General features: G+C 35.4%; 20 protein-coding genes. 12 read left to right on the top strand and 8 right to left on the bottom strand.

The features are described from left to right. Window positions 1-136 precede the first annotated feature (136 nt). Both QMO11_RS21300 and QMO11_RS21295 read right to left on the bottom strand, forming a co-directional pair. Window positions 137-679, bottom strand: a complete 543-nt coding sequence (locus QMO11_RS21300; RefSeq protein WP_282039933.1) for a hypothetical protein — start codon at window positions 677-679, stop codon at window positions 137-139. Between the two features lie 246 nt (window positions 680-925). Continuing rightward, window positions 926-2308, bottom strand: a complete 1383-nt coding sequence (locus tag QMO11_RS21295) for a hypothetical protein (protein WP_282039932.1) — start codon at window positions 2306-2308, stop codon at window positions 926-928. 614 nt (window positions 2309-2922) lie between these two features. Between QMO11_RS21295 and QMO11_RS21290 the strand changes: the two genes are divergently transcribed. Beyond that, window positions 2923-3090: a hypothetical protein gene (locus QMO11_RS21290; protein ID WP_282039931.1), complete on the top strand. Its 168-nt coding sequence runs from the start codon at window positions 2923-2925 to the stop codon at window positions 3088-3090. Window positions 3091-3231: 141 nt separating this feature from the next. Here QMO11_RS21290 and QMO11_RS21285 read toward each other — a convergent pair whose 3' ends face one another. The 3 genes from QMO11_RS21285 to QMO11_RS21275 all read right to left on the bottom strand — a co-directional run bounded on the left by QMO11_RS21285 (window position 3232) and on the right by QMO11_RS21275 (window position 5507). Beyond that, a complete protein-coding gene (locus QMO11_RS21285) occupies window positions 3232-3795 on the bottom strand; it encodes a hypothetical protein (RefSeq protein WP_282039929.1) in 564 nt (187 codons plus the stop codon). A gap of 286 nt (window positions 3796-4081) precedes the next feature. Continuing rightward, a complete protein-coding gene (gene bla / locus QMO11_RS21280; protein WP_282039927.1) occupies window positions 4082-4834 on the bottom strand; it encodes a subclass B1 metallo-beta-lactamase in 753 nt (250 codons plus the stop codon). A 127-nt stretch (window positions 4835-4961) separates the two neighbouring features. Then, window positions 4962-5507, bottom strand: a complete 546-nt coding sequence (locus tag QMO11_RS21275; protein ID WP_282039925.1) for a hypothetical protein — start codon at window positions 5505-5507, stop codon at window positions 4962-4964. A gap of 502 nt (window positions 5508-6009) precedes the next feature. On the opposite strand from QMO11_RS21275, the gene QMO11_RS21270 reads away from it, so the two are divergent. Then, window positions 6010-6921, top strand: a complete 912-nt coding sequence (locus tag QMO11_RS21270; RefSeq protein ID WP_282039923.1) for a polymorphic toxin type 23 domain-containing protein — start codon at window positions 6010-6012, stop codon at window positions 6919-6921. A 68-nt stretch (window positions 6922-6989) separates the two neighbouring features. Here QMO11_RS21270 and QMO11_RS21265 read toward each other — a convergent pair whose 3' ends face one another. Together QMO11_RS21265 and QMO11_RS21260 are read right to left on the bottom strand one after the other, a co-directional pair. After that, the gene (locus QMO11_RS21265; protein WP_282039921.1) at window positions 6990-7307 is read right to left on the bottom strand and encodes a VOC family protein; all 318 of its coding nucleotides are present in this window, start codon (window positions 7305-7307) and stop codon (window positions 6990-6992) included. Between the two features lie 128 nt (window positions 7308-7435). Beyond that, window positions 7436-8395 carry a helix-turn-helix domain-containing protein gene (locus tag QMO11_RS21260; protein WP_282039919.1) on the bottom strand — a complete coding sequence of 320 codons (960 nt, stop codon included), beginning with the start codon at window positions 8393-8395 and terminating at the stop codon, window positions 7436-7438. 128 nt (window positions 8396-8523) lie between these two features. Between QMO11_RS21260 and QMO11_RS21255 the strand changes: the two genes are divergently transcribed. Beyond that, a complete protein-coding gene (locus QMO11_RS21255) occupies window positions 8524-10059 on the top strand; it encodes an arylsulfatase (protein ID WP_282039917.1) in 1536 nt (511 codons plus the stop codon). A 278-nt stretch (window positions 10060-10337) separates the two neighbouring features. Here the strand turns inward: QMO11_RS21255 and QMO11_RS21250 are convergent, their stop codons facing one another. Beyond that, entirely contained in the window at window positions 10338-11408 is a 1071-nt protein-coding gene (locus QMO11_RS21250) for a septation protein IspZ (protein ID WP_282039915.1), read from the bottom strand. A 299-nt stretch (window positions 11409-11707) separates the two neighbouring features. On the opposite strand from QMO11_RS21250, the gene QMO11_RS21245 reads away from it, so the two are divergent. The 9 genes from QMO11_RS21245 to QMO11_RS21205 all read left to right on the top strand — a co-directional run bounded on the left by QMO11_RS21245 (window position 11708) and on the right by QMO11_RS21205 (window position 22777). Continuing rightward, entirely contained in the window at window positions 11708-13291 is a 1584-nt protein-coding gene (locus tag QMO11_RS21245; RefSeq protein WP_282039914.1) for a carboxyl transferase domain-containing protein, read from the top strand. A gap of 41 nt (window positions 13292-13332) precedes the next feature. Continuing rightward, complete coding sequence (locus QMO11_RS21240) at window positions 13333-14124, top strand: enoyl-CoA hydratase-related protein (RefSeq protein ID WP_282039913.1); 792 nt, start codon at window positions 13333-13335, stop codon at window positions 14122-14124. 21 nt (window positions 14125-14145) lie between these two features. Continuing rightward, window positions 14146-16104: an acetyl/propionyl/methylcrotonyl-CoA carboxylase subunit alpha gene (locus QMO11_RS21235; protein ID WP_282039912.1), complete on the top strand. Its 1959-nt coding sequence runs from the start codon at window positions 14146-14148 to the stop codon at window positions 16102-16104. Between the two features lie 49 nt (window positions 16105-16153). Further along, a complete protein-coding gene (locus tag QMO11_RS21230) occupies window positions 16154-17299 on the top strand; it encodes an acyl-CoA dehydrogenase family protein (RefSeq protein WP_282039911.1) in 1146 nt (381 codons plus the stop codon). A 135-nt stretch (window positions 17300-17434) separates the two neighbouring features. After that, window positions 17435-18424 (top strand): beta/alpha barrel domain-containing protein, encoded by a 990-nt coding sequence (locus QMO11_RS21225; protein ID WP_068475354.1) that lies wholly within the window; start codon window positions 17435-17437, stop codon window positions 18422-18424. 48 nt (window positions 18425-18472) lie between these two features. Beyond that, window positions 18473-19771, top strand: a complete 1299-nt coding sequence (locus QMO11_RS21220; RefSeq protein ID WP_282039907.1) for a hydroxymethylglutaryl-CoA reductase — start codon at window positions 18473-18475, stop codon at window positions 19769-19771. 1 nt (window position 19772) lies between these two features. Further along, window positions 19773-20705: a GYDIA family GHMP kinase gene (locus tag QMO11_RS21215; RefSeq protein ID WP_282039905.1), complete on the top strand. Its 933-nt coding sequence runs from the start codon at window positions 19773-19775 to the stop codon at window positions 20703-20705. Beyond that, window positions 20698-21747, top strand: a complete 1050-nt coding sequence (gene mvaD / locus QMO11_RS21210) for a diphosphomevalonate decarboxylase (RefSeq protein ID WP_282039903.1) — start codon at window positions 20698-20700, stop codon at window positions 21745-21747. Before QMO11_RS21215 ends, mvaD begins: the two co-directional genes overlap by 8 nt. 79 nt (window positions 21748-21826) lie before the next feature. Next, window positions 21827-22777 carry a mevalonate kinase family protein gene (locus QMO11_RS21205; RefSeq protein WP_282039901.1) on the top strand — a complete coding sequence of 317 codons (951 nt, stop codon included), beginning with the start codon at window positions 21827-21829 and terminating at the stop codon, window positions 22775-22777. Window positions 22778-23190: the final 413 nt, after the last annotated feature.

Below are 23190 nucleotides of genomic sequence, written 5' to 3'. Positions count from 1 at the left end.
GCTATGAGTCATTTTAAGGCGGAGCCCAATGACTCTGACCACGCCCAGAGGACGTGGTTTTTTATATTAGAATAAACTATCAAGTCTAATGAGATGATGCCTAAACCTATAAATGTCTTTTTCACTAATCCTTTTTTCACCTCAAATCATCAAGGATATAGTTAAAGCCTAAATCATCAGGCAGATTTATTTTTTTTCTTCGAATCAGGTATTCATCATACGACATTTTAATCGGAGAATCAGGCACATATTTGGACTTCGTTATCTGAACATTTTCTTTTCCTAACGAATCTTTACCGTTAATGTCCTTATAAACTGAACGATATTTTATCGTATCAATTTTCGAAATAAAATTTGCTTTTTCTTGTCGAATCTTATTTAAATCAATGATGTAATAATTAGTTGAATCCTTTTGTGGAGGTTCAGGGAATTTTCTTGGGTGCTGTTTTGCAATTAGATAGTTTTTGTTAAATCCGACAGCGAAAACTGTTTCATCTATCAAACCAGAATATCCATTTTCTGAAACCTTTAAACTTACACTCATTTGTTCTATTTCATCTACCGCAATCAACCAAACATCATCAGTCAAGTGTTTTTGATATAGAAAACCAAATCCACCGCATGATTTTAAAATCAGTCCGACAGAAAGAATCAATATTAATCTTTGTAGTTCTTTCAAATCAATTTATTTAATAATCATTCCATTTACTGTTTGCAGAAACGTTGCTTCAAATGCCCTACAACGTTAACTGGATGAAGCTGTAAGCGATTTGAAAAGCCAAACCGACCAAAACCCAACAGAGCCGAAATTTTGTTTAGGCTATAAATTTATTCTTTTCACTAGCCCAAACAAAAGTTTCGGCGATTTTATTAAACGAACTAAACGCCCAAATCTATACTCACAGCCTATGCCCTTTATTTTTTGTTAGCTCCCGTATTTTTTTAGTTCGTTTGCTAAATTCTCTCCAGTTATTTCTTGAAAATCTAGGTTGATTGTTTTATCACCGTCTATGATAAATTCTCTTTTGTCAAAGACTAACTTATTATCAATTAGCCCAATCCCAATAATTATTGCAGTGTCTCCAATTGGTAATCTATTATACCCTTCTAAATCTTTGGTAAACCAATATTCTTGCTTTCTTTTTTCTAGTCCGTTAAGTATAACATTATCATTCTTAAAAATGAGATTTACTACGGCGTTACTCAAATTTGTATGAGCAACTAACTTAACTTGTTCTGATTTTGGATTATTATAAAAATAGTCAACATTTACCCACCCAAATTTTAATCCGTCATATGAAATGAATGCTTGGTTTATATCTTTGATTACAGATGTATCTATTTTAAGTTTTGAATCAATGGTAGTTAACTTCTGAGAGGCAAACTCTTGGAACATTTTAATTTCCCAACCCTTAAACTTTTTAATGTCTTCAATCGCTTTATTTTTAACGTATTTATTTGAATCAAATGTTTCTAGCCACCATTTTACACTTCTTATAGAATCTCTCTTTAAAAATTCTATAACCATTTCATCAATTACCCACATCTCTTTTTCAAGGTTGTTAACATATAGGTTAAATACAGAATCCCAGCAAGTCCAACTAAACCTATCTTTAAATTCTTTCGTTGCAAGAATAGTATTTTCAAAGTCCTTCATGTTCCCAAAGTAATTATAGTCGTAATGTTTTAAGTCAGTTGTATCAGAAACAATTCCATAATAATCCAAACACTCAGTCCAATATCTGTTTTTACTTATAAATTTAATCGGATATGGTACTAATGTCTTGGTTGGCTCTTCTGCATTAGACCAGTTAATAGTACCAGAAATATCTCTTTCACCAATAAAAATCAAGTTGTTATTATTAATATCTTTTTGCGGTATTTGGATTCGAATAGAATGTCCATCTTTAATCCTCAAATCATTACCGCTAGAGTCTTTGGCTGAATAATGAATCATACCATTTGAAACAAGTATATCGTTTCCATGAAGAGTCTGTAAATTTGAAAAAATAAAATCGCTAATAGTGAAGTTTTCCTTTAATTCAATATTTACACTCTGAGTAAGTTTACCATTAAAATCTACAATCGAGTTCTCTGGCACAAGTAAAACGGTTCCTTGGTTGCCAACTATAGTATTAGATTGCGTTGCATCAATTGTAAAATGTTGCTTTTTAGAACCAAGTTCTTTATAAACAATTTTTAGATTTTCTGGAATATTCCCAAACTCTTCGTCTACATTTATATTATGTGAGCACGATAGTAAATTCATTATTCCAAGTAGTACTATCAATTGTTTAAATATTCTCATGCTATTCTTTTTATATGGGAGCTAACTAATAAATATCCCACTAGTTCGTGATATATTTACAAAAACCAAATATATAAACATTTCGTAAACGCTTACCGCCTTAAGTGCTTTAAAAATAAGAGTGATGTGGGCTTGTTTCTTATTTGCGTCAGGCGCTTTGGGGCTTATTTGATGCAAGCTTCCTGCAACTGTGCAACAGATTTGCATCGCTGATGCAAGCTTCCTGCAGCCGTGCAACAGATTTGCATCGCTGATGCAAGCTTCCTGCAGCCGTGCAACGGATTTGCATCGATGCAAGCTTCCTGCAACTTTGCAACAGATTTGCGTCACTGACGCAAGCTTCCTGCAACTTTGCAGCGGATTTGCGTCACTGACGCAAGCTTCCTGCAACTTTGCGGCGGATTTGCGTCACTGACGCAAGCTCCCTGCAACTTTGCGGCGGATTTGCGTCGCTGACGCAAACTTCCTGCAGATTTGCAGCAGATTTGCGTCAGAGTAGCTACGAAGGCTCATTATTCAACCCTAAAAACACTGATTATCAGCTATACGATGTGAAATTATTTTAATATAGCCTTACGTATACCTCATATAAATCAACCAAAATCTAAACAATTATGTTTGATCATGTTAAACTAACAAATTTACGAAACAGCGAAGTGGGTAAGTTGATTTGGAAAGGCAAAAACGAGGCTTTTTACAACGATTATGTGATTTACGGAAGTTCTAAATCAATGTTCGAAGAGAGTGATGCCATAGTATCTGATGAAATAATTACAAACTAGAGTTTTAACAGCACTTATAACTACAGCCCCATTTCCTGAAACAGGAGACGCTCTAATTAAAAGCTTTTCAAGCCTTGATTCACATTAATAATATCCTTTTGTCTAAGTTTAGCCATCAACTTGTTTCCATTGAGGCATCAGTTAACGAAGACATGCATAAACTTCCTCTAAAAATAATTCGGTAACAAATGACCAAGTTATGTTATCTATATAATGAAATTCTGAGCTATTAAACTCCATTATTTCTTCTTCGAAATGTTTTACAAGTACTGATTTAACTAAATCGTGAGCTTCTTTATCTAGTTTCTGTTGCTTTATTACATCTTCATACTCTATCCAATGTATTCGTGTTGCAGATTCATGCAGAGCTATGGGTATGTCATTTAAGAAATCTTGCAACTCAATTTCACTTTCACTTCGTGTAGTAATTTTGGGGATATAAGATGTTGTTTTCTGAGCAAATATATCATCTTCCTTATCACTAGCGTTTATCAAGTAATCGAATGCCATTAAGGATAACACCTCCGATTTTTCTTTAATCTGGCTTAAAGCTTCTGCGTTTTCTAACAATTGGGGATATCGTTTATTGGCGTAGTCGCATAATTTTAAAGACAAGTCTGCGGTAAAGCTATCCTTTACTTCAAAGTACTTTTTAAAGTCTTCATTTAACTGGTGTAAATCGTCTAAAAACTCTTGTTTATCCACAACTAATTAATTGATTAATGGGTTTGAACGACTCGGATAAAAGATAGAAATAATTAAAAAAACAAAGCTCTAAAATCCCCTTGTGCCGAACTTTTATTTAAACTTAATATTTTCTGAACATAAATAGCGATGATGCAATAAAAAGTATTATTGTTTTAGCAGTCACTTGTGGTTTTTATCTATACTATAAGTGAGTACAACAATGGTAGCCGACTGCCTGAGGTTTCCTCTTAAACTACCACAAAACTCGTATGAGCAACTAAGGCTCAAATGCACTCTAACGTAGTTATTTATTCCTATGTTTCTCAAGCAACTCAATTGTGTGTGATAATAATTCAGCACCTCCGTAGTTGCCATGTCCTGGAATAACAACTTCTATATTCTCATATTGCTCCATTACCTTTTTTACCGTGAAATCCCAATCCTCTAAAACAGCCTCTCCTATATACCCTAGATTCCTTGAATCAGAAGATTTAATAAGACAACCTCCAAATAATAACTGTTCATTAGGAATCCAAACTGTGATATTGTCAAATGTATGTCCCCCACCCAGAAATCTGCACTCAAGTTTAAGTCCGTTAAAATCAATTATTAAAGAATCAACAAATGAGGTGGAAGGAACATGGAGCTTATCCTCTTTGCATTTTTTTACGGTAAGACTATTGGCAATTGTTTCGATGCCTCGCGTTTGAAGATAATCCAAACCACCAATGCAGTCTTCATGGTAATGACCTGCAATAAATTTCACAAACTGAACATTTAATGAATCCTCAATAAATTCAATCAATTGTTTTGTCATTTCGTTGTTCCAGGGAGTATCAATCATGATAGCCTGTCCATTTCTTATTACAATTAATCCATTTGCAGAAACTCTACCAAAGCTTTCTGTATGACTCCATGATTTATGAATAAAAATTGAATCTTGGATTTGAGTTAATTGAAGATCTTCATTAATTATTATTTTACTTTCAGTTTGGGCGTGTAATAAAGTTGCTCCCATTAGCCCGATTAATAAGATTAAAACTTTTCTTTTTATCATATCTCAAATTCATTAACTGTTTGTTTCCTGCTATCTCTTTTTGCCACCAGGTGCAATAACTCTAATAATGCGCTGCTGATTATAACTGATACTTGGGCTTTATGCCTCATTATTGTGCGGGTTTTAACTATTCATTTTGGTATAAGTCAATAGCTTTTAGATAATCTTCGGCACCTTCTTTTGTCATATCGTATATAAACCCCGATAATTCTTTATGGTTATTGTCAATCCATTTTACAAGAGAATCACGTCGCTCTATCCAAACCTTCCAATCAGCACTCTTACTCTCAACAAATTCAATTACAGTAACTTTTCCTTCGCTTAAATATATATTCTGACGTGTTATCATTGGATTGTTTTCAAGAAATTCAAAACGTTTGGATGATATAGATACAACAACATCTATGATACTATCACACCTATAAATTTCCAGAATTTCATGAGTAGGTTGAAAAACGGAGTCCCATTGGTAGTATACTTGGAAATCTGATTTTGTGTATTTCTTTTCATACCCATCATCCTTTATAGTAATAGTGTCGTTCAGATAATCAGAAATGCTGTTAAAACCCTTATTATAATATCCTTCAATAAACTTTGTATAAGTTGAAAAGTTATCTGCTCGATTGCAAGATGTGGCCAATATTAATAACGCTATAAAAAGAATCTGTCTCATTGTTTGTTTAAAGTATATTCACAGTTTAGTATAATATTATCAACATTTACCCATAAACTTTTATTCAAGCCTATGGCGTTTATTTTTTATTGATAGTAATTCTTATCCATAATAAATTTCACTTTCTTCTAGCAGTGCGGCTTTCAAAAAATTATATTGTTCTGTTTGTTTTTCATAACGTTGCCAACTACCGTATGCTATTAATACTCATTCTCAATACCACCCTAATATATTTCCTGAATACTCATCATCAATGGAGATATACACAAGCTAGAATATTTAATTCAGGTATGAAAATAGCAAAACTTCTGTTATGTTCATCTACAATGTTATGTTCCTAAAGAGAATTGATTGGCATCTTTGCCATATTATGGCGAATCAAAGTCGCAAAAGTGAGATATGATGGTGCAAAACTTAGGTATGATGGCAAAAAGCAACTCTTATTCAGAAAATATTAAGCCTTACAATTTATTTGTACCTTTACTGAAAACACTAACTATCGATGTTGAAAAGAACAACCACTATCCTCATTATATTGCTGATACCTGTCCTTTGTAAGGCATCCGACTTTGGTTCTAAATTTGGACTTATATTTCAGTTTGGCACTCACATACAGCGTATCGGCCTAAGCTATCAGCTCTATTACTACGATAACTTTTATCAGCTCAACCAAGGTGCGGCCATATACTTTAACAGGCGAAACCTTGGCCCTAAAATTAGCAGTAAAGAGTTTCAAACCTTTGCTGGGTTTCATATATCGGGCGACCAAACCAACCAATACAAAACATACATTAATGAGTATTCATTGATGAATAGCAATAAATATTCGGGCGGATATAACTTCAGATGGTATTGGAACGATATACAAACCACGCAGGCAACCGGCGAATTGGTGCTTCATTTTGATGAAGTGAGTTTCCTGTTTCAAAACGACATTCTGGGCTTTATAAAGGGACACGAGGATAAATACAGAACCGGTGCTTTTGCCTTTTTATACACCAAAGAGGATAAGCAATTGGCTTTGCAATCGACCACCTGGACAGGCAAATGTAGCAAAGCCAAAAAAGTAAAAGATTCTGATTATCCCGCAAGGTATGGATACAAAGATTTACGCGATGCACATTACGGGCGCTTTTCGCACGGCATTATGGCATTTAGATATGAGCAGGCTGGTAATTTTTCGCAATCGTATAATGCCGAATTAGGTATTGATGCCGAGCAAATTCGCCATCTGTTTCAAAACAGAATGGTTCACGATATGATTATTAGAAGCAAAGACTCTAAACTAGGCGGAAACCCCCATGTGCCCATGTTGCAAGAAAATGGTTTACCCTATCTTTTTGAGGATGGTGAAAAAGTGCGCAAGCCAAAATTGTATTTACAAGGTGGTGTAAACGGGTATCTTTTTTATTAGAACAGCTAAATTTGTAACATACAAATACCAACACATATTTTATGAACTGGCATTTGTACCTATTTAAACTATTTTACCTCCATAAACTCAACAGGTGCTCCGTTGTGTACTATAAAAGCTACACGCACTCCTTCGCCCGGAGAGAAGGTTTCAACCAATATTTCTTTGCCTTCCAAGGCCGCCTCAATATTATCTACCTCGTAGGCTACGTGAGGCACATTCTGAAACATTTCTGGCATATTACTATCTGCATCACACTGAATAAATTCGATTTTGAATGCATCATTGGCAAAATCAGTATAATGTATTTTTCCGGGTTCATAAAAGCCATCCCATTTTTTATTCTCCGTAGTTGGTATACCAACGTGGCTAAACTTGTAGTCCATATTTCTTAAGATTTTAGATGTTATTTCAAATGCACTACAAATAAACAAGCTTCATACGCAACTTACTTGATGTATTTTATCAGATACTTGCATTATTTTACCCCATATTAAAATATGAAACTCTTGAACTATACTTTCTTCTGATATTGCGATGGACTCATACCTGTTTTGGCTTTAAAGAACTTAATGAAGTTGCTAGGCGATGAGAAACCAAGATTATAAGCTACCTCTGTAACCGACATATCGGGCTTATTTAATAAATCTTTAGACACCGTTAAGCGCTTCTCTTGATAAAAACTATATATAGGTATACCAAACACCTTTACAAAAGCTTCTTTTATTACGGTGCCACTTACTAAAAACCTCTTTGATAAATCTTGAATAGAATAATGCTTACTAAGATCGCTTATTATAAGATCACGTACCTTTTGTGCCAGTTGCATTTTATATTCATTAATTGCTAATAATTTACTATTCCCTACCGAAATATCATACAGATGCAGAATACTCAATTCCTTGGCCTTAGCATATAAATATTCATGCAATAAACTTACGCCCATATTTCTATTACCCCCAATTTGAGTCAATATTGATCTAATTTCGGGTGACACAAACAGTTTCACAAATAAGAATTTCTCTTGGTCTGCAGAAATCTTAAAACCCTCTTGTGCTATAATGTGCTTTAACTTGCTTAGGCTGTTTTGCTGATAACGAATAGAGCAAATAAAAAACATCTCATTGGCTTTTAAACGCATATTAAAACCAAAGTGATGATTGTACATCACCACTGCATCACCATTTCTTATTTCTGTTTGCAGTATGTCTTTTTCGAATACTTGTATTCTTACATTTATGGTAAAAGATAGCACCCATTTATCATTACTCGAAATTGGCACCCCTTGCAACGAAAAATCATCGCTAAGTTTACCATGCAATAATAAAATCTCCAATCCATCATCATAATCCTTATTAAAGGCAAACAGCTCGCCTTTTTTTCCATTATAAATGATAGGATCGTTATTATTCGTATCCTTAAGTCCTAGTTTATTTCGGAATTCTCGTACTATTAAAGGAAAATTATTATTCATTAACTAAAATTTCATAAATATGATTTATTCCGACTAAATGGAATACTTTACTGAATAAATGGAGTTAAAAACACGCCCCATTGCAATATACTTTTGCTCACAGTAAAAAACAAAAAAGTTATTATACTATGAGCAAAAGAATTTTATCGATAACAGCAATGCTGTTTATGGTTATGACAGTTTCTTTGTCAGCAAAAAATAAAAAACCAAATATCGTTGTAATATGGGGTGACGATATAGGTATTTGGAATATTAGTGCTTACAACATGGGTACAATGGGCTACAACACCCCTAACATTGATCGCATTGCACAAAACGGTGTTAAATTTACTGATTTTTATGCAGAACAGAGTTGTACTGCCGGTCGTTCTGCTTTTATTACTGGTCAAATGCCAGTACGTACCGGACTTACTAAAGTAGGAATGCCGGGTGCTGAAGTTGGCTTGTCAGAAAAAGATCCTACAATAGCTGAGGTTTTAAAAGGTATGGGTTACAACACCGCTCAATTTGGTAAAAACCACTTGGGTGATAAAAATGAATACCTTCCGACCAATCATGGTTTTGATGAGTTTTTAGGCAACCTTTATCACTTAAATGCTGAGGAAGAGCCTGAAAATGTTGATTATCCGAAAGACCCTGAATTTAAAAAACTCTTTGGCCCTCGTGGCGTAATTCACTCTGAGGCTGATGGTCCGGTAAAAGATACAGGCCCCCTTACCAAAAAACGTATGGAAACGGTTGATGATGAATTTGCTGCAGCTGCTGTTGATTACATCGATAGAAAATCTAAGGATGACGAACCTTTCTTTTTATGGTTCAACTCAACACGTATGCACTTCCGCACGCATGTTAAAAAGGAAACAGTAGGTAAATCTGGTCAAAACTTTTATGCTGATGCCATGATGGAGCATGATGAGCATGTGGGTATGATACTAGATGAATTAGAGCGTTTAGGTTTGATGGAGAACACCATTATTATGTACGGAACAGACAATGGACCGCATAAAAACACTTGGCCCGATGCAGCAACTTCACCATTCCGAAGTGAAAAAAACACAACCTGGGAAGGTGGTTTTAGAGTTCCTGCTATGATTCAGTGGAAGGGTCATATTCCTGCTGGGAAAACAGTAAATAACATGATGTCGCACCTCGATTGGATGCCAACATTTGCTGCAGCAGCAGGTAACGATAACATTGCTGAAGAACTTAAAAAAGGGAAACAAATAGGCGATAAAACATTTAAGGTACATCTTGATGGTTATAACTTCTTACCATATTTAACGGAAGAAACAGACGAGAGTCCGAGAGAGAACTTCTTTTATTTTACTGATGATGGCGATTTATCAGCAGTTAGAATGGGAGATTGGAAAATTATGTTCTCAGAACAGCGAGCTCAAGGAACTTTACAAATTTGGATGGAAGATTTTACCGACCTACGTACGCCTAAACTGTTTAATCTGCGTCAAGATCCTTTTGAAGAAGCTGATGTAACCTCAAATACTTATTACGATTGGTATATCGATCACGCCTACTTTATTTACAAGGCAGCATGGGAGGTACAGAAAATGGTAAGCTCATTTGAAGAATTTCCGCAACGCCAAAAACCAGCATCGTTTAATGTAGAAGCCATAACAAAAGCAATTAGTGGAGAAAAACAACAATAACGATTATCCTTTATAGATAATCTTATTAACCATAAGCTCGGTTTTTACTGTCTACTAGCCTTTGGGTGAAATAAAGTAGCCCAAGGCTAGTAGTAAAACATTTCATTAAAGATTTACAGTTAGTAGTGTGACTGTGTAGTTGTGAATGTAGTTAAGGATGACCAGAATATTGGTCATCCTTTTCTTGTAATTTATTCCAATTTCATATTGGATTTAGCTATAGTATTTAAAAAAATACATATACCCATTAGACCTTAATGCCTTAAAAATGTTTTTCCCTATTTTGTATCAATACATTTCATCAGCATCGGAAACTCATGCACAAAGTTCTCAGTAAATAAGCCTGAATTTAGGTTTTCTTCAATCTCTTCGATAGTCCAAAACCTACCTTCACTAACTTCATCGGGCGAACAACTCAGAGCTTCATCGCTAATGCAAGTAAAAGCAAACACAAGTTCTCTTTCAATATCCGATTCCCACACATAAGTTTTAAAAGGTTCGGCCTGAAATTGTTTTAGTCCAATCTCTTCACAAGCTTCTCGCTGTAGCGATAAATCAATAGATTCACCATCGGTAACATGCCCACCAACCGCGGTATCCCATTTACCGGGTGCTACTAATTTATTCATCGCTCGCTTTTGCAAAAACAAATCTCCTCTGCTATTAAAAACCTGTAAATGCACTACAGGGTGTAATATTTTTGATCCTGAATGCGCCACACTTCTGGGCATTTTACCTTCAACAGCACCCGCTTCATTCACAATAGGTAACCACTCCTCTCTCCCATACTTGGCTCCTTGTTGTTTCTTTCTATACCACTCAAACGCAAAAAACACACCAAAAAGTGCATAAAATCCGGGTCCACTTATGGCTACCCAAACAGCATTACTCATAAATAAGGCTGCTGCAAAAACCAATAAGGTGTGCCCCAAAACCAACCAAAATATTGTTCTAATACTTTTTAGCATTTCATATTGCTGCCAAGCACTAAACTGCATACCATTCATATATCGGCCGGCCATCATCATCATGATGTTTTGTTTACCATAGGCTGATATGCCCAATATCGCGCAAAATAATAAGCCAATGATACCTGGTTTAAGTTTAAAAAACACATCATTTTCTAGCACAATAGATACCAAGCCCATTAGAACCAATAGGCCCACATCAAACAATACAAACTTATCGGGCTTTTTACCCTTTATTAAGCTGTAAACTATTTCAATACCTCCAAAGGCTATTGCTACAATTAAACCCACTTCTGTACCCCAAATACTATCTGCTAATATAAAAACAAGTAAAGGCGCTAAGCCGGGTAATAATTTTTTAAGTAAAATTCGAATATCCATATGCTTCAATGTGAGTGTGCAAATGAAGTAAAACTTATTTTGTCTTTCAAATTATTAAGTCAGTTCATTCGTTTTTAGCTGGTAGTCAGCGGCAAAATTTATCCATTAAAAATATAAAACCAAGCTGTGTATAGAATTTATATAGATTCAATAGAATTACCATCAAACATTTTTCTGCATCAACGGTTAGTTTATCACTATTAGAGGTATTAATCTTATATAATAACAATAGTTAGCAAAGGTTCTGAAAGTATATTAACTACTAACATCTGACTGAAAACTAACGAACTATTAATATAATGAGTATAAATAAAAGCGATAACGACACTCAATTAAACACAATTCGGCAAAAAGTGGATGCGTTTAAGGAGACTCTCAATACAATACATCAGCAAAATGCTAAACAAAAGGCACGTCATAAAAGCAGAGCCAAATTATTGGCCCGCGAACGTATCGACTTATTAGTGGATGAAGGAACCCCTTTTATTGAATTATCAGCCCTTGCCGCCTTTGATCAATATGACAATCAATTTCCCTCAGCGGGTATAATTACTGGCATAGGAATTATCAACGGAATAGAGAGCATTATTATAGCTAACGATGCCACAACCAAAGGTGGCACCTACGTAAAAGAAACCATAAAGAAACACCTCAGAGCCCAAGAAATTGCTGAAGAAAATAACCTCGCTTGTGTTTACTTGGTAGACTCAGGCGGTATTTTTTTACCAGAACAAGCCAATGTATTTCCTGACAAGAATGACTTTGGACGCATTTTCTATAATCAAGCGCGTTTATCCGGAAAGGGCATTCCACAAATTAGTATCGTAATGGGATCGTGTACTGCAGGTGGTGCATATATTCCGGCCATGAGCGATGAAACAATTATAGTAAAAAACCAGGGTACCATATTCTTAGGCGGTCCTCCATTAGTAAAAGCGGCAACCGGAGAAGAAGTTAGTCCTGAAGAATTAGGTGGTGGACTATTACACACTACTGAATCAGGAGTTGCAGATCACTTAGCAGACGACGACCACCATGCCATAGAAATTTGCCGTACTATTTTTAAAACTTTACCACAAACTAAAAATAATAGTAGGCAACAGCAAGAAGCCAAAGCCCCTCTGACAGATATTAACGATATGTATTCGGAAGTGCCAGAGCCAGGAAGCTCTGTGAAAGATGTTAAAAAACTTATCGATTTTATTGTTGACGAAAGCAAGTTTGATGAGTTTAAAGCCAATTACGGAACTACCCTCGTTACAGGGTTTGCCCATATTAACGGCTATAATGTTGGTATACTTGCTAATAATGGCATTCTTTTTTCAGAGTCTGCACAAAAAGGGGCACATTTTATACAACTCTGTAATTCTCGCAATATACCAATGGTATTTCTTCAAAACATTACCGGCTTTATGGTTGGTAAAGAGTATGAACGAAGAGGAATTGCCAAAGATGGTGCTAAAATGGTAAACGCCTTGGCCAATTCCGAAGTACCTTTCTTTACCATAATGATTGGGGGGAGTTATGGTGCCGGAAACTATGCCATGGGCGGAAGAGCCTTCAACCCTCGCTTGTTATTCTCTTGGCCCAATTCTAGTATTTCGGTAATGGGGCCGCAACAAGCAGCAGAGGTATTGGCTACCGTAAAAAAGGATCAAGCCAAAGCGCTAGGTAAAGAAATTTCTGAAGAAGATATTGCAAAACTTAAAGAGCAAACCGTAGAGAGTTATCAATCTCAAGCATCTCCTTATTATGCCACTAGTCGTTTGTGGGATGATGGAATTATTGATCCTAAAGATACGAGGTTGGTATTAAGTATTGGTTTAAGTATCAGCCAAAACAAACCCAACAAAAAATCTAATTACGGCATTTTTAGAATGTAAAAAATTACCTGTATATAATAGAAACCTTAAAACAGATATATATGCAAACGATCACTTTTTCTATTGAAAACAAAATTGCTTATTTAGGTCTTAACCGACCAGAAAAACGCAATGCTTTAAATAGAGTATTAATTGAAGAAATAATTGAGACTTTAGAAACTAGCAAAGCCAATAGAGATATCCGAGTTTTAGTACTCTATGGTGAAGGCGAAACATTTTGCGCTGGTGCCGATTTAGAGTGGATGAAACAAGGTGTTGTGCAAGATAAAACACGCAATATTAACGATGCTAAATTGTTTACTACCCTCTTCAATCTGATACATAAATTCCCTAAACCAGTTTTATGCGAGGTACAGAAATCTGCATTTGGTGGCGCTGTAGGAATAATGGCATGTTCTGATATTGTAATAGCTGATAAAGATGCAGTTTTTGGTTTTCCTGAAATCAAACTAGGACTCATTCCGGCAACTATTGCACCTTATATTCTAACAAAAATGGGAAGTAGCAACACCCGCAAACGTCTTTTAATACCCGACCCTTTTACTGCTGAAGAAGCCTTAAACGAAGGTTTGGTGCACTTTATAACAGAAAAAACTAGCCTCAGAGAAACTACCATAAGAATTGCTCAATCTATTGCACAGGCCGCACCTGCAGCAATTATTCAAACCAAAGATTTGATCCATCGCCTTGAGGAAAATGTAGAAGAAGAAACTGCACACCTTTTTTGCGCCAGACTTATTGCCGGAGCACGAACTTCGAGCGAAGGACAAGAAGGAGTTAAAGCTTTTTTAGAGAAAAGAAAACCCTATTGGATTGAATCTAACTCAAATTAAGAACTCACGTAAATTATCATTATGATAAAACGAATACTGATTGCGAACAGAGGAGAGATTGCTGTTCGCATTATTAAAACAGCGCATAAATTAGGCATTGAAACTGTTGCTATATATACGCAGCAAGAAGACCATGCCTTGCACATACAGAAAGCCAACTTTAAGGCCTTACTGCGTGGCAATGATTTGCAATCGAGTTACCTCGATATAGAACAAATTGTAGCTATCGCAAAACAATATGGCGCAGATGCCATTCATCCTGGATATGGCTTCTTATCTGAAAACTCAACTTTTGCCCAACACTGTATCGATAATAATATCATTTTTATAGGCCCTTCTCCTGAAGCCATTCAGTTAATGGGTAATAAAAACAGAGCCAATACAATAGCTGCACAAAACAAAGTGCCACTACTTAAAAAAATAAGTGGTACTATTGATGAAATGATATCACAGGCCGGTGAATTAAAATTACCGCTTGTAATCAAAGCTGCCATGGGTGGTGGCGGAAAAGGAATGAGAATTGTTCGCAATTTAGATGATCTCCCTTCTGAGATAAAGCGTGCAGGAGAAGAATCGTTACGATACTTTGGAAGCAATGAAGTATATATCGAACAATACATTGAAAATCCACGTCATATCGAAGTGCAAATATTGGCTGATGAACACGGTAATACCTTGCACCTATATGAGCGCGAATGTTCGATACAAAGGCGCCATCAAAAAATAATTGAAGAAGCCCCAGCTCCGAACTTAAGCGAGGAACTAAAATCCAAGCTTTATGCCGATGCCATTAAGCTCGCTAAAAGCATCTCATACAAAAATGCTGGTACCATCGAATTTCTATTAGCCAATAATAGGGAGCACTACTTTCTTGAAATGAACACTAGAATTCAGGTAGAACATCCAGTCACTGAGGTTATCACAGGTATTGATATTGTTGAGCAACAAATTAAAATTGCCGAAGGCAAAGCGCTGCCATTCAACCAAAATCAACTTGCAGTTTGCGGACATGCCATAGAAGCACGTATTTATGCCGAAAACCCCGAAGATAATTTTAAACCTTCTTTCGGTAGAATACTAACTACACATATTCCGCATCATAATAATATCAGAATTGATGGTGGTGCACAAGCAACAGAAAACCTTAATCCTAATTTCGATCCGCTCCTTAAAAAGGTAATTGCTAAAGGCAATACCAGATTGGAAAGCATTTCAATATTGCAAAAGTTTTTAAACGAATACGCCCTGTTTGGAGTTACCACTAATAGAGAGTACTTAATAAATATAATTAATGATGAAGATTATATAAACGCTAATATATCAACGGCATTCTGCAAACTAAAAACAGCACTTTTATCAAACAATAAAATCCTATCGACGAACACAAAAACCGTATTAACCGCAGCATATTGGGCATTAAAAAACAGACCAAGCAACACACCTTCCTCAACATGGCATTCTCTTGGTTATTGGAGACAATATGCTAAAGCAGTATTGAATATGGATAGTGTACAAGTGCCTTCCAGTTTGCTTGATCACCACAAAACTGGTTTAAGCTTTAAATTTGAAGATAGCAATCCGCTTTCGGTTACTAATATTCAAATTGAACAAAATGAGCTGAGTTTTATTATAGATGATGTATTCGCTAAGTTGAATTATTTTATTAGCGAAGAAGGGGCATTTTACTTGCAATATAAAGGAGAAAAACATCTGATTATCGACAAGCCTGAACGGATAAAACGAATTAGTGCCAATGGTACTAATACTATAAAATCGTTGAAAGCGCCTATACCAGGAAAAATAATTGAGATATTGGTTAACGAAGGTGATCAGATAAAAAAAGGTGATACACTAATGATTTTAGAAGCTATGAAAACCGAAAATAATCTTCTTGCATGGAAAGATACCACAATTACAAACATCAATATAACTGTAAATGATCAGGTTCAATTGGATCAAATATTAGTAGAAACCGAATAGAAATTCAGACATATATAATCACACTAACGATATTAAAAAGCACAAATTAATGAATCCATATTACTCAGAAGAAAAAGAAGCATTCAGACAAAAAGTAAGATCTTTTGCCGAACAAGAAATAAAACCCCTTGCTGCAGAACTCGATGCCAATGAAATATTCTCAACTGAACTGTCGCAAAAAATGGGCCAAGCAGGCTTATATGGCATTGACCTTGATAAAAAATATGGTGGACAAGGATTAGATACACAATCTTATATAATTGCTGTTGAAGAAATAGCTAGAGTTGATGGTTCTCAGGCCGCAACTATGGCTGCCCATAACTCTTTGGGTGTATCGCCCATTTATAATTATGGAACCGAAGAACAAAAGCAAAAACTACTGCCATCGCTATTAAATGGTGACAAGTTGTGGGCTTTTGGATTAACCGAAGAAAATGCAGGTTCTGATGCTAGAGGTGTTGAAACCAGCGCTACTAAAACCGCTGAAGGTTGGGAGCTTAATGGCACCAAACGCTACATTACAAATGGCAGTAGCAAAATGATGGCTGGCATCACAGTTTTAGCGCAAACTGGCGAAAAAAATGGAAAAGCCTCCTACTCTACTTTTATTTTAGATAGAAATACTACTGGGTTTTCTACTAAAAGAACTTTAGGCAAAATGATGTGGCGCGCTTCTGATACAGCGGAAATTAAAATCGATAAATGTCTCGTTAGTGATAATGATTTATTAGGCGAACAAAACAAAGGCTTATCTCAGATGCTAAAAACCTTAGATTCAGGACGCTTATCCATAGCTGCCATGGGATTAGGTTTGGCTCAGGGTGCGTTTGAATTAGCCCTTGCCTATTCAAAAGAGAGACAGCAATTCGGAAAGGCTATTCACAACTTTCAAGCAGTGCAGTTTAAACTTGCCGATATGGATTTACAAATAGAATTGGCTCGTAATTTATTATACAAAGCTTGTTGGTTGAAGGATAACGGACAGCCTTTCGGCAAAGAAGCTGCTATGGCCAAATTATATTGTTCCGAAGTGGCTAAAAATGTATCCGACGAAGGAGTACAGATATTTGCAGGAGCAGGCTTATTTCAAGGTGCAGATATTGAGCGCTTTTATCGCGATCATCGTATATTAAGAATTGGGGAAGGAACAAGTGAAATATTGAAATTAGTTATTTCAAGGCACCTTGGTGTTTAAGATTCATTTTGATCTAGACATTAGCTGATATTAATTTTATTATTTTGCAACATAATAAATTCTATACATTCAAAAAGGAATTAATCCCTTGTAAGGATACAATCTTAATCTAATGTCTAGATACTATAATTAACCATGGAAGATAGAAAGAAAGACCATATAGCATTAGCTTTTAAAGCAAACTTAAGTAACTCTGAAAACGATCAGCGTTTTAGTTACGAACCTTTATTGGCGGCGCATCCAAACGGAGAAACATCGCCCATTAAATTTTTAGGCAAAACTATGCAACACCCGTTTTGGATTTCCTCAATGACGGGAGGCACTAAACATGCCAATGAAATCAATAGAAATTTAGCTAAAGTAGCTCAAAAGTATGGTTTAGGAATGGGCTTAGGCTCGTGCCGATCTTTGCTCGATTCTGATAGAAATTTATCGGATTTCAATGTACGTTCGCTAATTGGTGATGAGCAGCCCTTTTATACCAACCTAGGAATTGCACAATTAGAACAGCTGATTGATAATGATGAAACAGATAAAATACTCCATCTAAATGATACACTTAAAGCCGATGGATTAATTATTCATATCAACCCATTGCAAGAAGCCTTTCAGCCAGAAGGCGACCGCTTTAAATATGCGCCCATTGAAACTATAAAAAAGCTAATCAGCAAGCTCAATATTCCTATTATTGTAAAAGAAGTTGGTCAAGGAATGGGATACGAAAGTCTGAAAGCTTTACTACAGTTAGATATTGAAGCTATTGAATTTGGTGCCTTTGGAGGAACTAATTTTACCAAACTTGAGCAGCTTCGCAATACAAATATTTACGAACAATCAGATAGCTTTTCGTATGTGGGCCATACTGCTGAAGAAATGACCTTAATGGTAAATCATATACTGGAAGAAATAGAACCTAAATGCAAACAACTTATTATTTCAGGCGGCATTAACAATGTATTGGATGGATATTATCTAACGCAAATAAGTAAGCTTCCTGCAGTAATTGGAATGGGTTCTGAGTTCTTAAAACATGCCATCATTGATTTCGATGATCTTGATGAATTTGTGAGTGAATTGGTAGAAGGCTATAAATTGGCAAGTCATTTTTTAAGAGTCAGACAATAATACTTACAAGAAGAAATAACTATCAACAACTAGCTAATTACTAGAATAATGATAAAAGGATTCTCAAAACTATCAGCTAAACAAAAAGTACAGGAGCTTACCGCAGCTTATGGTTTATCTTCCGACTTTAATAAAACTATAACGCAGCATATTCATCCTGATTTACAGGAAAAATACAATCAATTTTCTGAGAATACAATCAGCAACTTTTACATGCCTTTTGGTGTTGCTCCGAGCTTTGTAATCAATAACAAAGAGTATGCAATACCAATGGTTATTGAAGAAAGTTCTGTTGTTGCTGCGGCATCTAAGGCTGCCAAATTTTGGAGTTCAAGGGGTGGCTTTCGAACCAAAGTAATATCCTCTAAAAAAGCAGGTCAACTCTTCTTTAAAACAGACATTGCTTATGAAGAACTCATTCTTCATAAATCTGAAATCGATAACTTCTTAATCAATTCAGTTAAGGACATTACTGCCAGCATGGAAAAACGCGGTGGTGGTATATTAGGTATGGATTTGCTAAAAGAAAATACAGCTGATGATAATCTGTTTTGTCTTTTAGTAGATTTTGAGACCAAAGATTCAATGGGCGCCAATTTTATTAACTCCTGCCTTGAGGCAATGGGTGAAGCTCTGAAAGAATTTGTATCCACGCATTTCAATTCTAGCGATGATACATCTACTGAAATAATCATGGCCATCTTATCAAACTATACGCCCGAGTGCGTAGTTGAATGCACAATTGAATGCAGTATTGATGAATTAACACCCTATGCAGGAAGCTATTCTGCTGCAGATTTTGCCTTACGCTTTAAAAATGCAGTAGATATTGCCAACACCAATACACACCGTGCAGTTACGCATAATAAAGGTATTATGAATGGAATTGATGCTGTAGTATTGGCTACAGGTAATGATTTTCGTGCTATTGAAGCTGGTGTTCATGCCTATGCTGCGCAAAATGGAAAATATTTGGGCTTAACTGAAATTACGCTGGATAAAAACAACTTTAAATATACATTACGAGTTCCTTTGGCTGTTGGAACTGTTGGAGGATTAACTAAACTGCATCCAATGGCAAAAAATGCATTAGAATTACTTCAGTCGCCAAATGCTCATGAGCTAATGCAAATAATGGCTGCTGCTGGTATGGCCAATAATTTTTCTGCAATTGCAGCCTTGGTTACCAGTGGTATTCAAAAAGGACATATGAAAATGCACCTATCTAATATACTCGAAGAATTTGCTTGCAACGCACAAGAAAAAGAAGAAGCTGAGAATCATTTCAATTCAAATACGATCAGCCACTCAGCTGTAAAATCATTTATAGCTAAAATTCGTTCCTAAGATGGAAAAACAAGAGGCAATTTTTAAGTCTAGGGGAAATGGCAAACTATTGCTATCAGGCGAATACCTGATACTAAAAGGAGCTAAAGGATTATCTCTACCCACCAAATACGGACAAGATTTGGAAGTATATACACATAACGGTGAAACGATTTTATGGGAGAGTTATAATTTAGATGGCTTATGGCACAAAGTAGAGCTCGATAAATCGTTAAAAATAATTGAAACTACAGACAATCAATTTGCAGAACGTTTACAAGCCATTTTAAAGCAGTGCTTAATTCAAAGTACAATTAACGCTTCCGACCTTGGAGGAAAAAAATTCATTACAACTATAGATTTTGATACGGCATGGGGACTAGGAAGCAGCTCTACCCTCATTTATAACTTATCGCAATATTTTAAAATAGATGCTTATGAATTGCAATTGAAGACCTTCAATGGATCAGGATATGATGTAGCAAATGCTGGAATAGATAGTCCTATATTTTACGAATTAAATAATAAGAAGCCGTTTTTTAAGGCGGTTCAATTTTCGCCAAGCTTTAAAAACCAACTCTTTTTTATCTATTCGGGCAGAAAAGTAAGTTCGCAAAAAGCTATTTCAAAATTTATTGATAAGCCCATTCAAAACAGAACAATTACATCGGTAAGCCAATTAAGCGACCTTATCTCACTTACTAATAATATTGATGATTTTATTAAGCTGATTAAGTTGCATGAAGATACCATTGGCGAATTAATTGATCAAAAACCCTTGGGAAAACAGTTTTTCTCTGATTTCAGAGGGACAACAAAATCCTTAGGTGCATGGGGAGGTGATTTCTTTTTAGCAGCAACCTACGAAAATGAAGCATATGTAAGAAATTATTTTACTGATAAAGGCTTCGAAATCATATTCAATTACGACCAAATCATATTACAGAATGACTAAAACTAATTTTATAAAAACCGAAGGAAGAGTTAGTGTATCTGCTCCATCAAATATTGCCATTGTAAAATATTGGGGAAAAAAGGATATTCAAATACCGGAAAATCCTTCCATTAGTTTTTCGCTAAATAACGCCATTACCCAAACCTCAATTCAATACAAGCGTATTCCTTTACAGGATACTTTCTCGTACGATTTTGCTTTCGAAAACATAACCAATAAAGCATTTGAGAAAAAGCTTGTTACCTTTTTTAATCGAATAGAAAACAAATTGCCTTGGTTAAAGAGTTTCTATTTAAATATACAAAGCTCAAATACATTTCCGCACTCAAGTGGCATTGCATCATCAGCAAGTAGTTATGCCGCTTTAGCAATAGCCTTAGCCAAAATTCACACTCAAATTACTGCAGAAAAACTAAGTATACCAATTATTTCTGAGATGGCTCGTTTGGGTTCTGGTAGTGCGTGTCGATCTGTTTATGGAGCATGGAATACTTGGGGAGAAACTCCCATTATTAATGGTAGTAGCAATAAGTATGCACAGCCTTTGAAAACAAAAATACATCCAAATTTTCAAAACATTCATGATTCGATTCTATTAGTGAGTAAAAAGGAAAAAAGTGTGAGTAGTTCTGTTGGTCACCAATTGATGGAGAATCACCCATACAAGGAAGGACGAATAAGGCAAGCGCATGCTAACATGAAATTAATTACAGAAGCAATTGAGCAGGGTAATTGGACAAGCTTTACAGAAATTACAGAATTAGAAGCACTCAGCTTGCATGGCTTAATGATGAGCTCTACCCCATCCTATTGCCTACTGGAACCAAACTCCTTAGCTATTATTAATAAGATTAGAGATTTTAGGAAGGAAACAAATATAGACCTCTGTTTCACCATTGATGCAGGTCCTAATATTCATGTTTTGTATCCTGAATCGAACAAAAAGCAAGTACAGGAGTTTATCGATGGTGACTTAGGAAAGTTTTGTAGCGATAATACCGCAATTCACGATTACATAGGCTTGGGTCCAAAGATAAATTAGTAAACGAAACGCCTCAACAATAACTTGAGAAACTAAGACGGAATCTTTTTAGAAAGAAGATTACAAACGAAAATAATATATGTCTATTAGTAACAATATATTTCATGCTAAAGTGCTCCTTTTTGGAGAGTATTCAATTCTATTAGATTCAAACGGATTAACCATCCCTTATAGTCATTTTAATGGCTCCTTGAGTTTTATAAAAAAGGATAGTTATACCAATTTAAACTTTGCTCATAATTCAAACGAGCACCTTAAATCGTATGCTAAATATTTAGATGAAAATGCTACTGATATTATCGACACAAGAACTTTTATAAAGGATGTTGAGAACGGTTTATATTTTGAATCTTCAATTCCTGAAGGATACGGATTGGGCAGTAGTGGTGCATTAGTGGCTGCCATCTACAAAGAGTATGGAATAAATCCGATTAAATCAAAAGCGGGCCTAACCAATGATGAAACCCAAGAACTTAAAAAACATTTCTCAAAACTAGAGTCCTTCTTTCATGGTAAAAGTTCGGGTATTGATCCCCTAATTTGCTATTTAAATCACCCTTTATTTATTGAGGATCAACAAAACATACAAAGCATTGGGATATCTCGTAAAAACATTGAATCTGACGATGCTGTTTTTATTGTGAACACCAATCAGGTTGGAAAAACAGCTCCATTAGTCGATTTATTTATGCAGAAGTGTCTAAACCCTTCGTTCTCTAAACTGCTAAAAGAAGAGTTAATTCCCACTACAAACAAATGTATACAATCACTATTAAGTGGTGACTTAAACCATTTCTTCAAAAATGTAAAACAACTATCTAAATTTCAACTCAACTATCTTAAGGAAATGATTCCTTCGGAATTTATCCAAATATGGGAAAAAGGATTAAAGCAAAATGATTACCTTTTAAAGCTATGCGGATCAGGTGGTGGTGGCTACCTACTAGGCTTTACCCGAAATTACACACAAGTAAAGAAAAAGCTCAGTGCAAAAGGGCTTGAGGTTATACCAGTTTATCGAGAATTTTAAGATTGTTGGTCAAATAATTTCATAACTCTTTATCAAATCATCATTCAAATTTAAGGTAAAACTACCCCCCTACTAATCAAATACTTTTCCCAGTACATTCAAAAAGAAGAATTCTGCTAAAAAAGATATTCCAAAAGAATTAATTTTAATAAGGTATATCCACTTTAACTATATATGAATATTTTGTAAATTATGAATAAGGTTATATAAGAGTTCGGTATTAATTGCCTGGCTTATTATTCTTACCCCGGTACTAATTATAAATATTTAATAGAATGGGAAAAAAATTATCGACAGCATAGAACACCCTGCCTTAAATAAGATAATTCAATTATAGGGTCAATGTAGAAAGTTGGGTCTATAAAAGTCTAAGCATATATTTTGGTCAATCTGTAAAGGAAAAATCTTACATC

Source organism: Saccharicrinis aurantiacus (genome assembly GCF_947489045.1).
Classification (GTDB): domain Bacteria; phylum Bacteroidota; class Bacteroidia; order Bacteroidales; family Marinilabiliaceae; genus Saccharicrinis; species Saccharicrinis aurantiacus.
The sequence above is the reverse complement of the archived record's forward strand: the minus strand, read 5'-3'. Positions and strand labels throughout refer to the sequence as shown.

Excerpts from the sequence above, each read along its gene's own strand:
- QMO11_RS21295 (WP_282039932.1), bottom strand. The coding sequence starts at position 2,308 with ATGAGAATATTTAAACAATTGATAGTACTACTTGGAATAATGAATTTA.
- QMO11_RS21290 (WP_282039931.1), top strand. The coding sequence starts at position 2,923 with ATGTTTGATCATGTTAAACTAACAAATTTACGAAACAGCGAAGTGGGT.
- bla (WP_282039927.1), bottom strand. The coding sequence starts at position 4,834 with ATGATAAAAAGAAAAGTTTTAATCTTATTAATCGGGCTAATGGGAGCA.
- QMO11_RS21275 (WP_282039925.1), bottom strand. The coding sequence starts at position 5,507 with ATGAGACAGATTCTTTTTATAGCGTTATTAATATTGGCCACATCTTGC.
- QMO11_RS21270 (WP_282039923.1), top strand. The coding sequence starts at position 6,010 with ATGTTGAAAAGAACAACCACTATCCTCATTATATTGCTGATACCTGTC.
- QMO11_RS21265 (WP_282039921.1), bottom strand. The coding sequence starts at position 7,307 with ATGGACTACAAGTTTAGCCACGTTGGTATACCAACTACGGAGAATAAA.
- QMO11_RS21260 (WP_282039919.1), bottom strand. The coding sequence starts at position 8,395 with ATGAATAATAATTTTCCTTTAATAGTACGAGAATTCCGAAATAAACTA.
- QMO11_RS21255 (WP_282039917.1), top strand. The coding sequence starts at position 8,524 with ATGAGCAAAAGAATTTTATCGATAACAGCAATGCTGTTTATGGTTATG.
- QMO11_RS21250 (WP_282039915.1), bottom strand. The coding sequence starts at position 11,408 with ATGGATATTCGAATTTTACTTAAAAAATTATTACCCGGCTTAGCGCCT.
- QMO11_RS21245 (WP_282039914.1), top strand. The coding sequence starts at position 11,708 with ATGAGTATAAATAAAAGCGATAACGACACTCAATTAAACACAATTCGG.
- QMO11_RS21240 (WP_282039913.1), top strand. The coding sequence starts at position 13,333 with ATGCAAACGATCACTTTTTCTATTGAAAACAAAATTGCTTATTTAGGT.
- QMO11_RS21235 (WP_282039912.1), top strand. The coding sequence starts at position 14,146 with ATGATAAAACGAATACTGATTGCGAACAGAGGAGAGATTGCTGTTCGC.
- QMO11_RS21230 (WP_282039911.1), top strand. The coding sequence starts at position 16,154 with ATGAATCCATATTACTCAGAAGAAAAAGAAGCATTCAGACAAAAAGTA.
- QMO11_RS21225 (WP_068475354.1), top strand. The coding sequence starts at position 17,435 with ATGGAAGATAGAAAGAAAGACCATATAGCATTAGCTTTTAAAGCAAAC.
- QMO11_RS21220 (WP_282039907.1), top strand. The coding sequence starts at position 18,473 with ATGATAAAAGGATTCTCAAAACTATCAGCTAAACAAAAAGTACAGGAG.
- QMO11_RS21215 (WP_282039905.1), top strand. The coding sequence starts at position 19,773 with ATGGAAAAACAAGAGGCAATTTTTAAGTCTAGGGGAAATGGCAAACTA.
- mvaD (WP_282039903.1), top strand. The coding sequence starts at position 20,698 with ATGACTAAAACTAATTTTATAAAAACCGAAGGAAGAGTTAGTGTATCT.
- QMO11_RS21205 (WP_282039901.1), top strand. The coding sequence starts at position 21,827 with ATGTCTATTAGTAACAATATATTTCATGCTAAAGTGCTCCTTTTTGGA.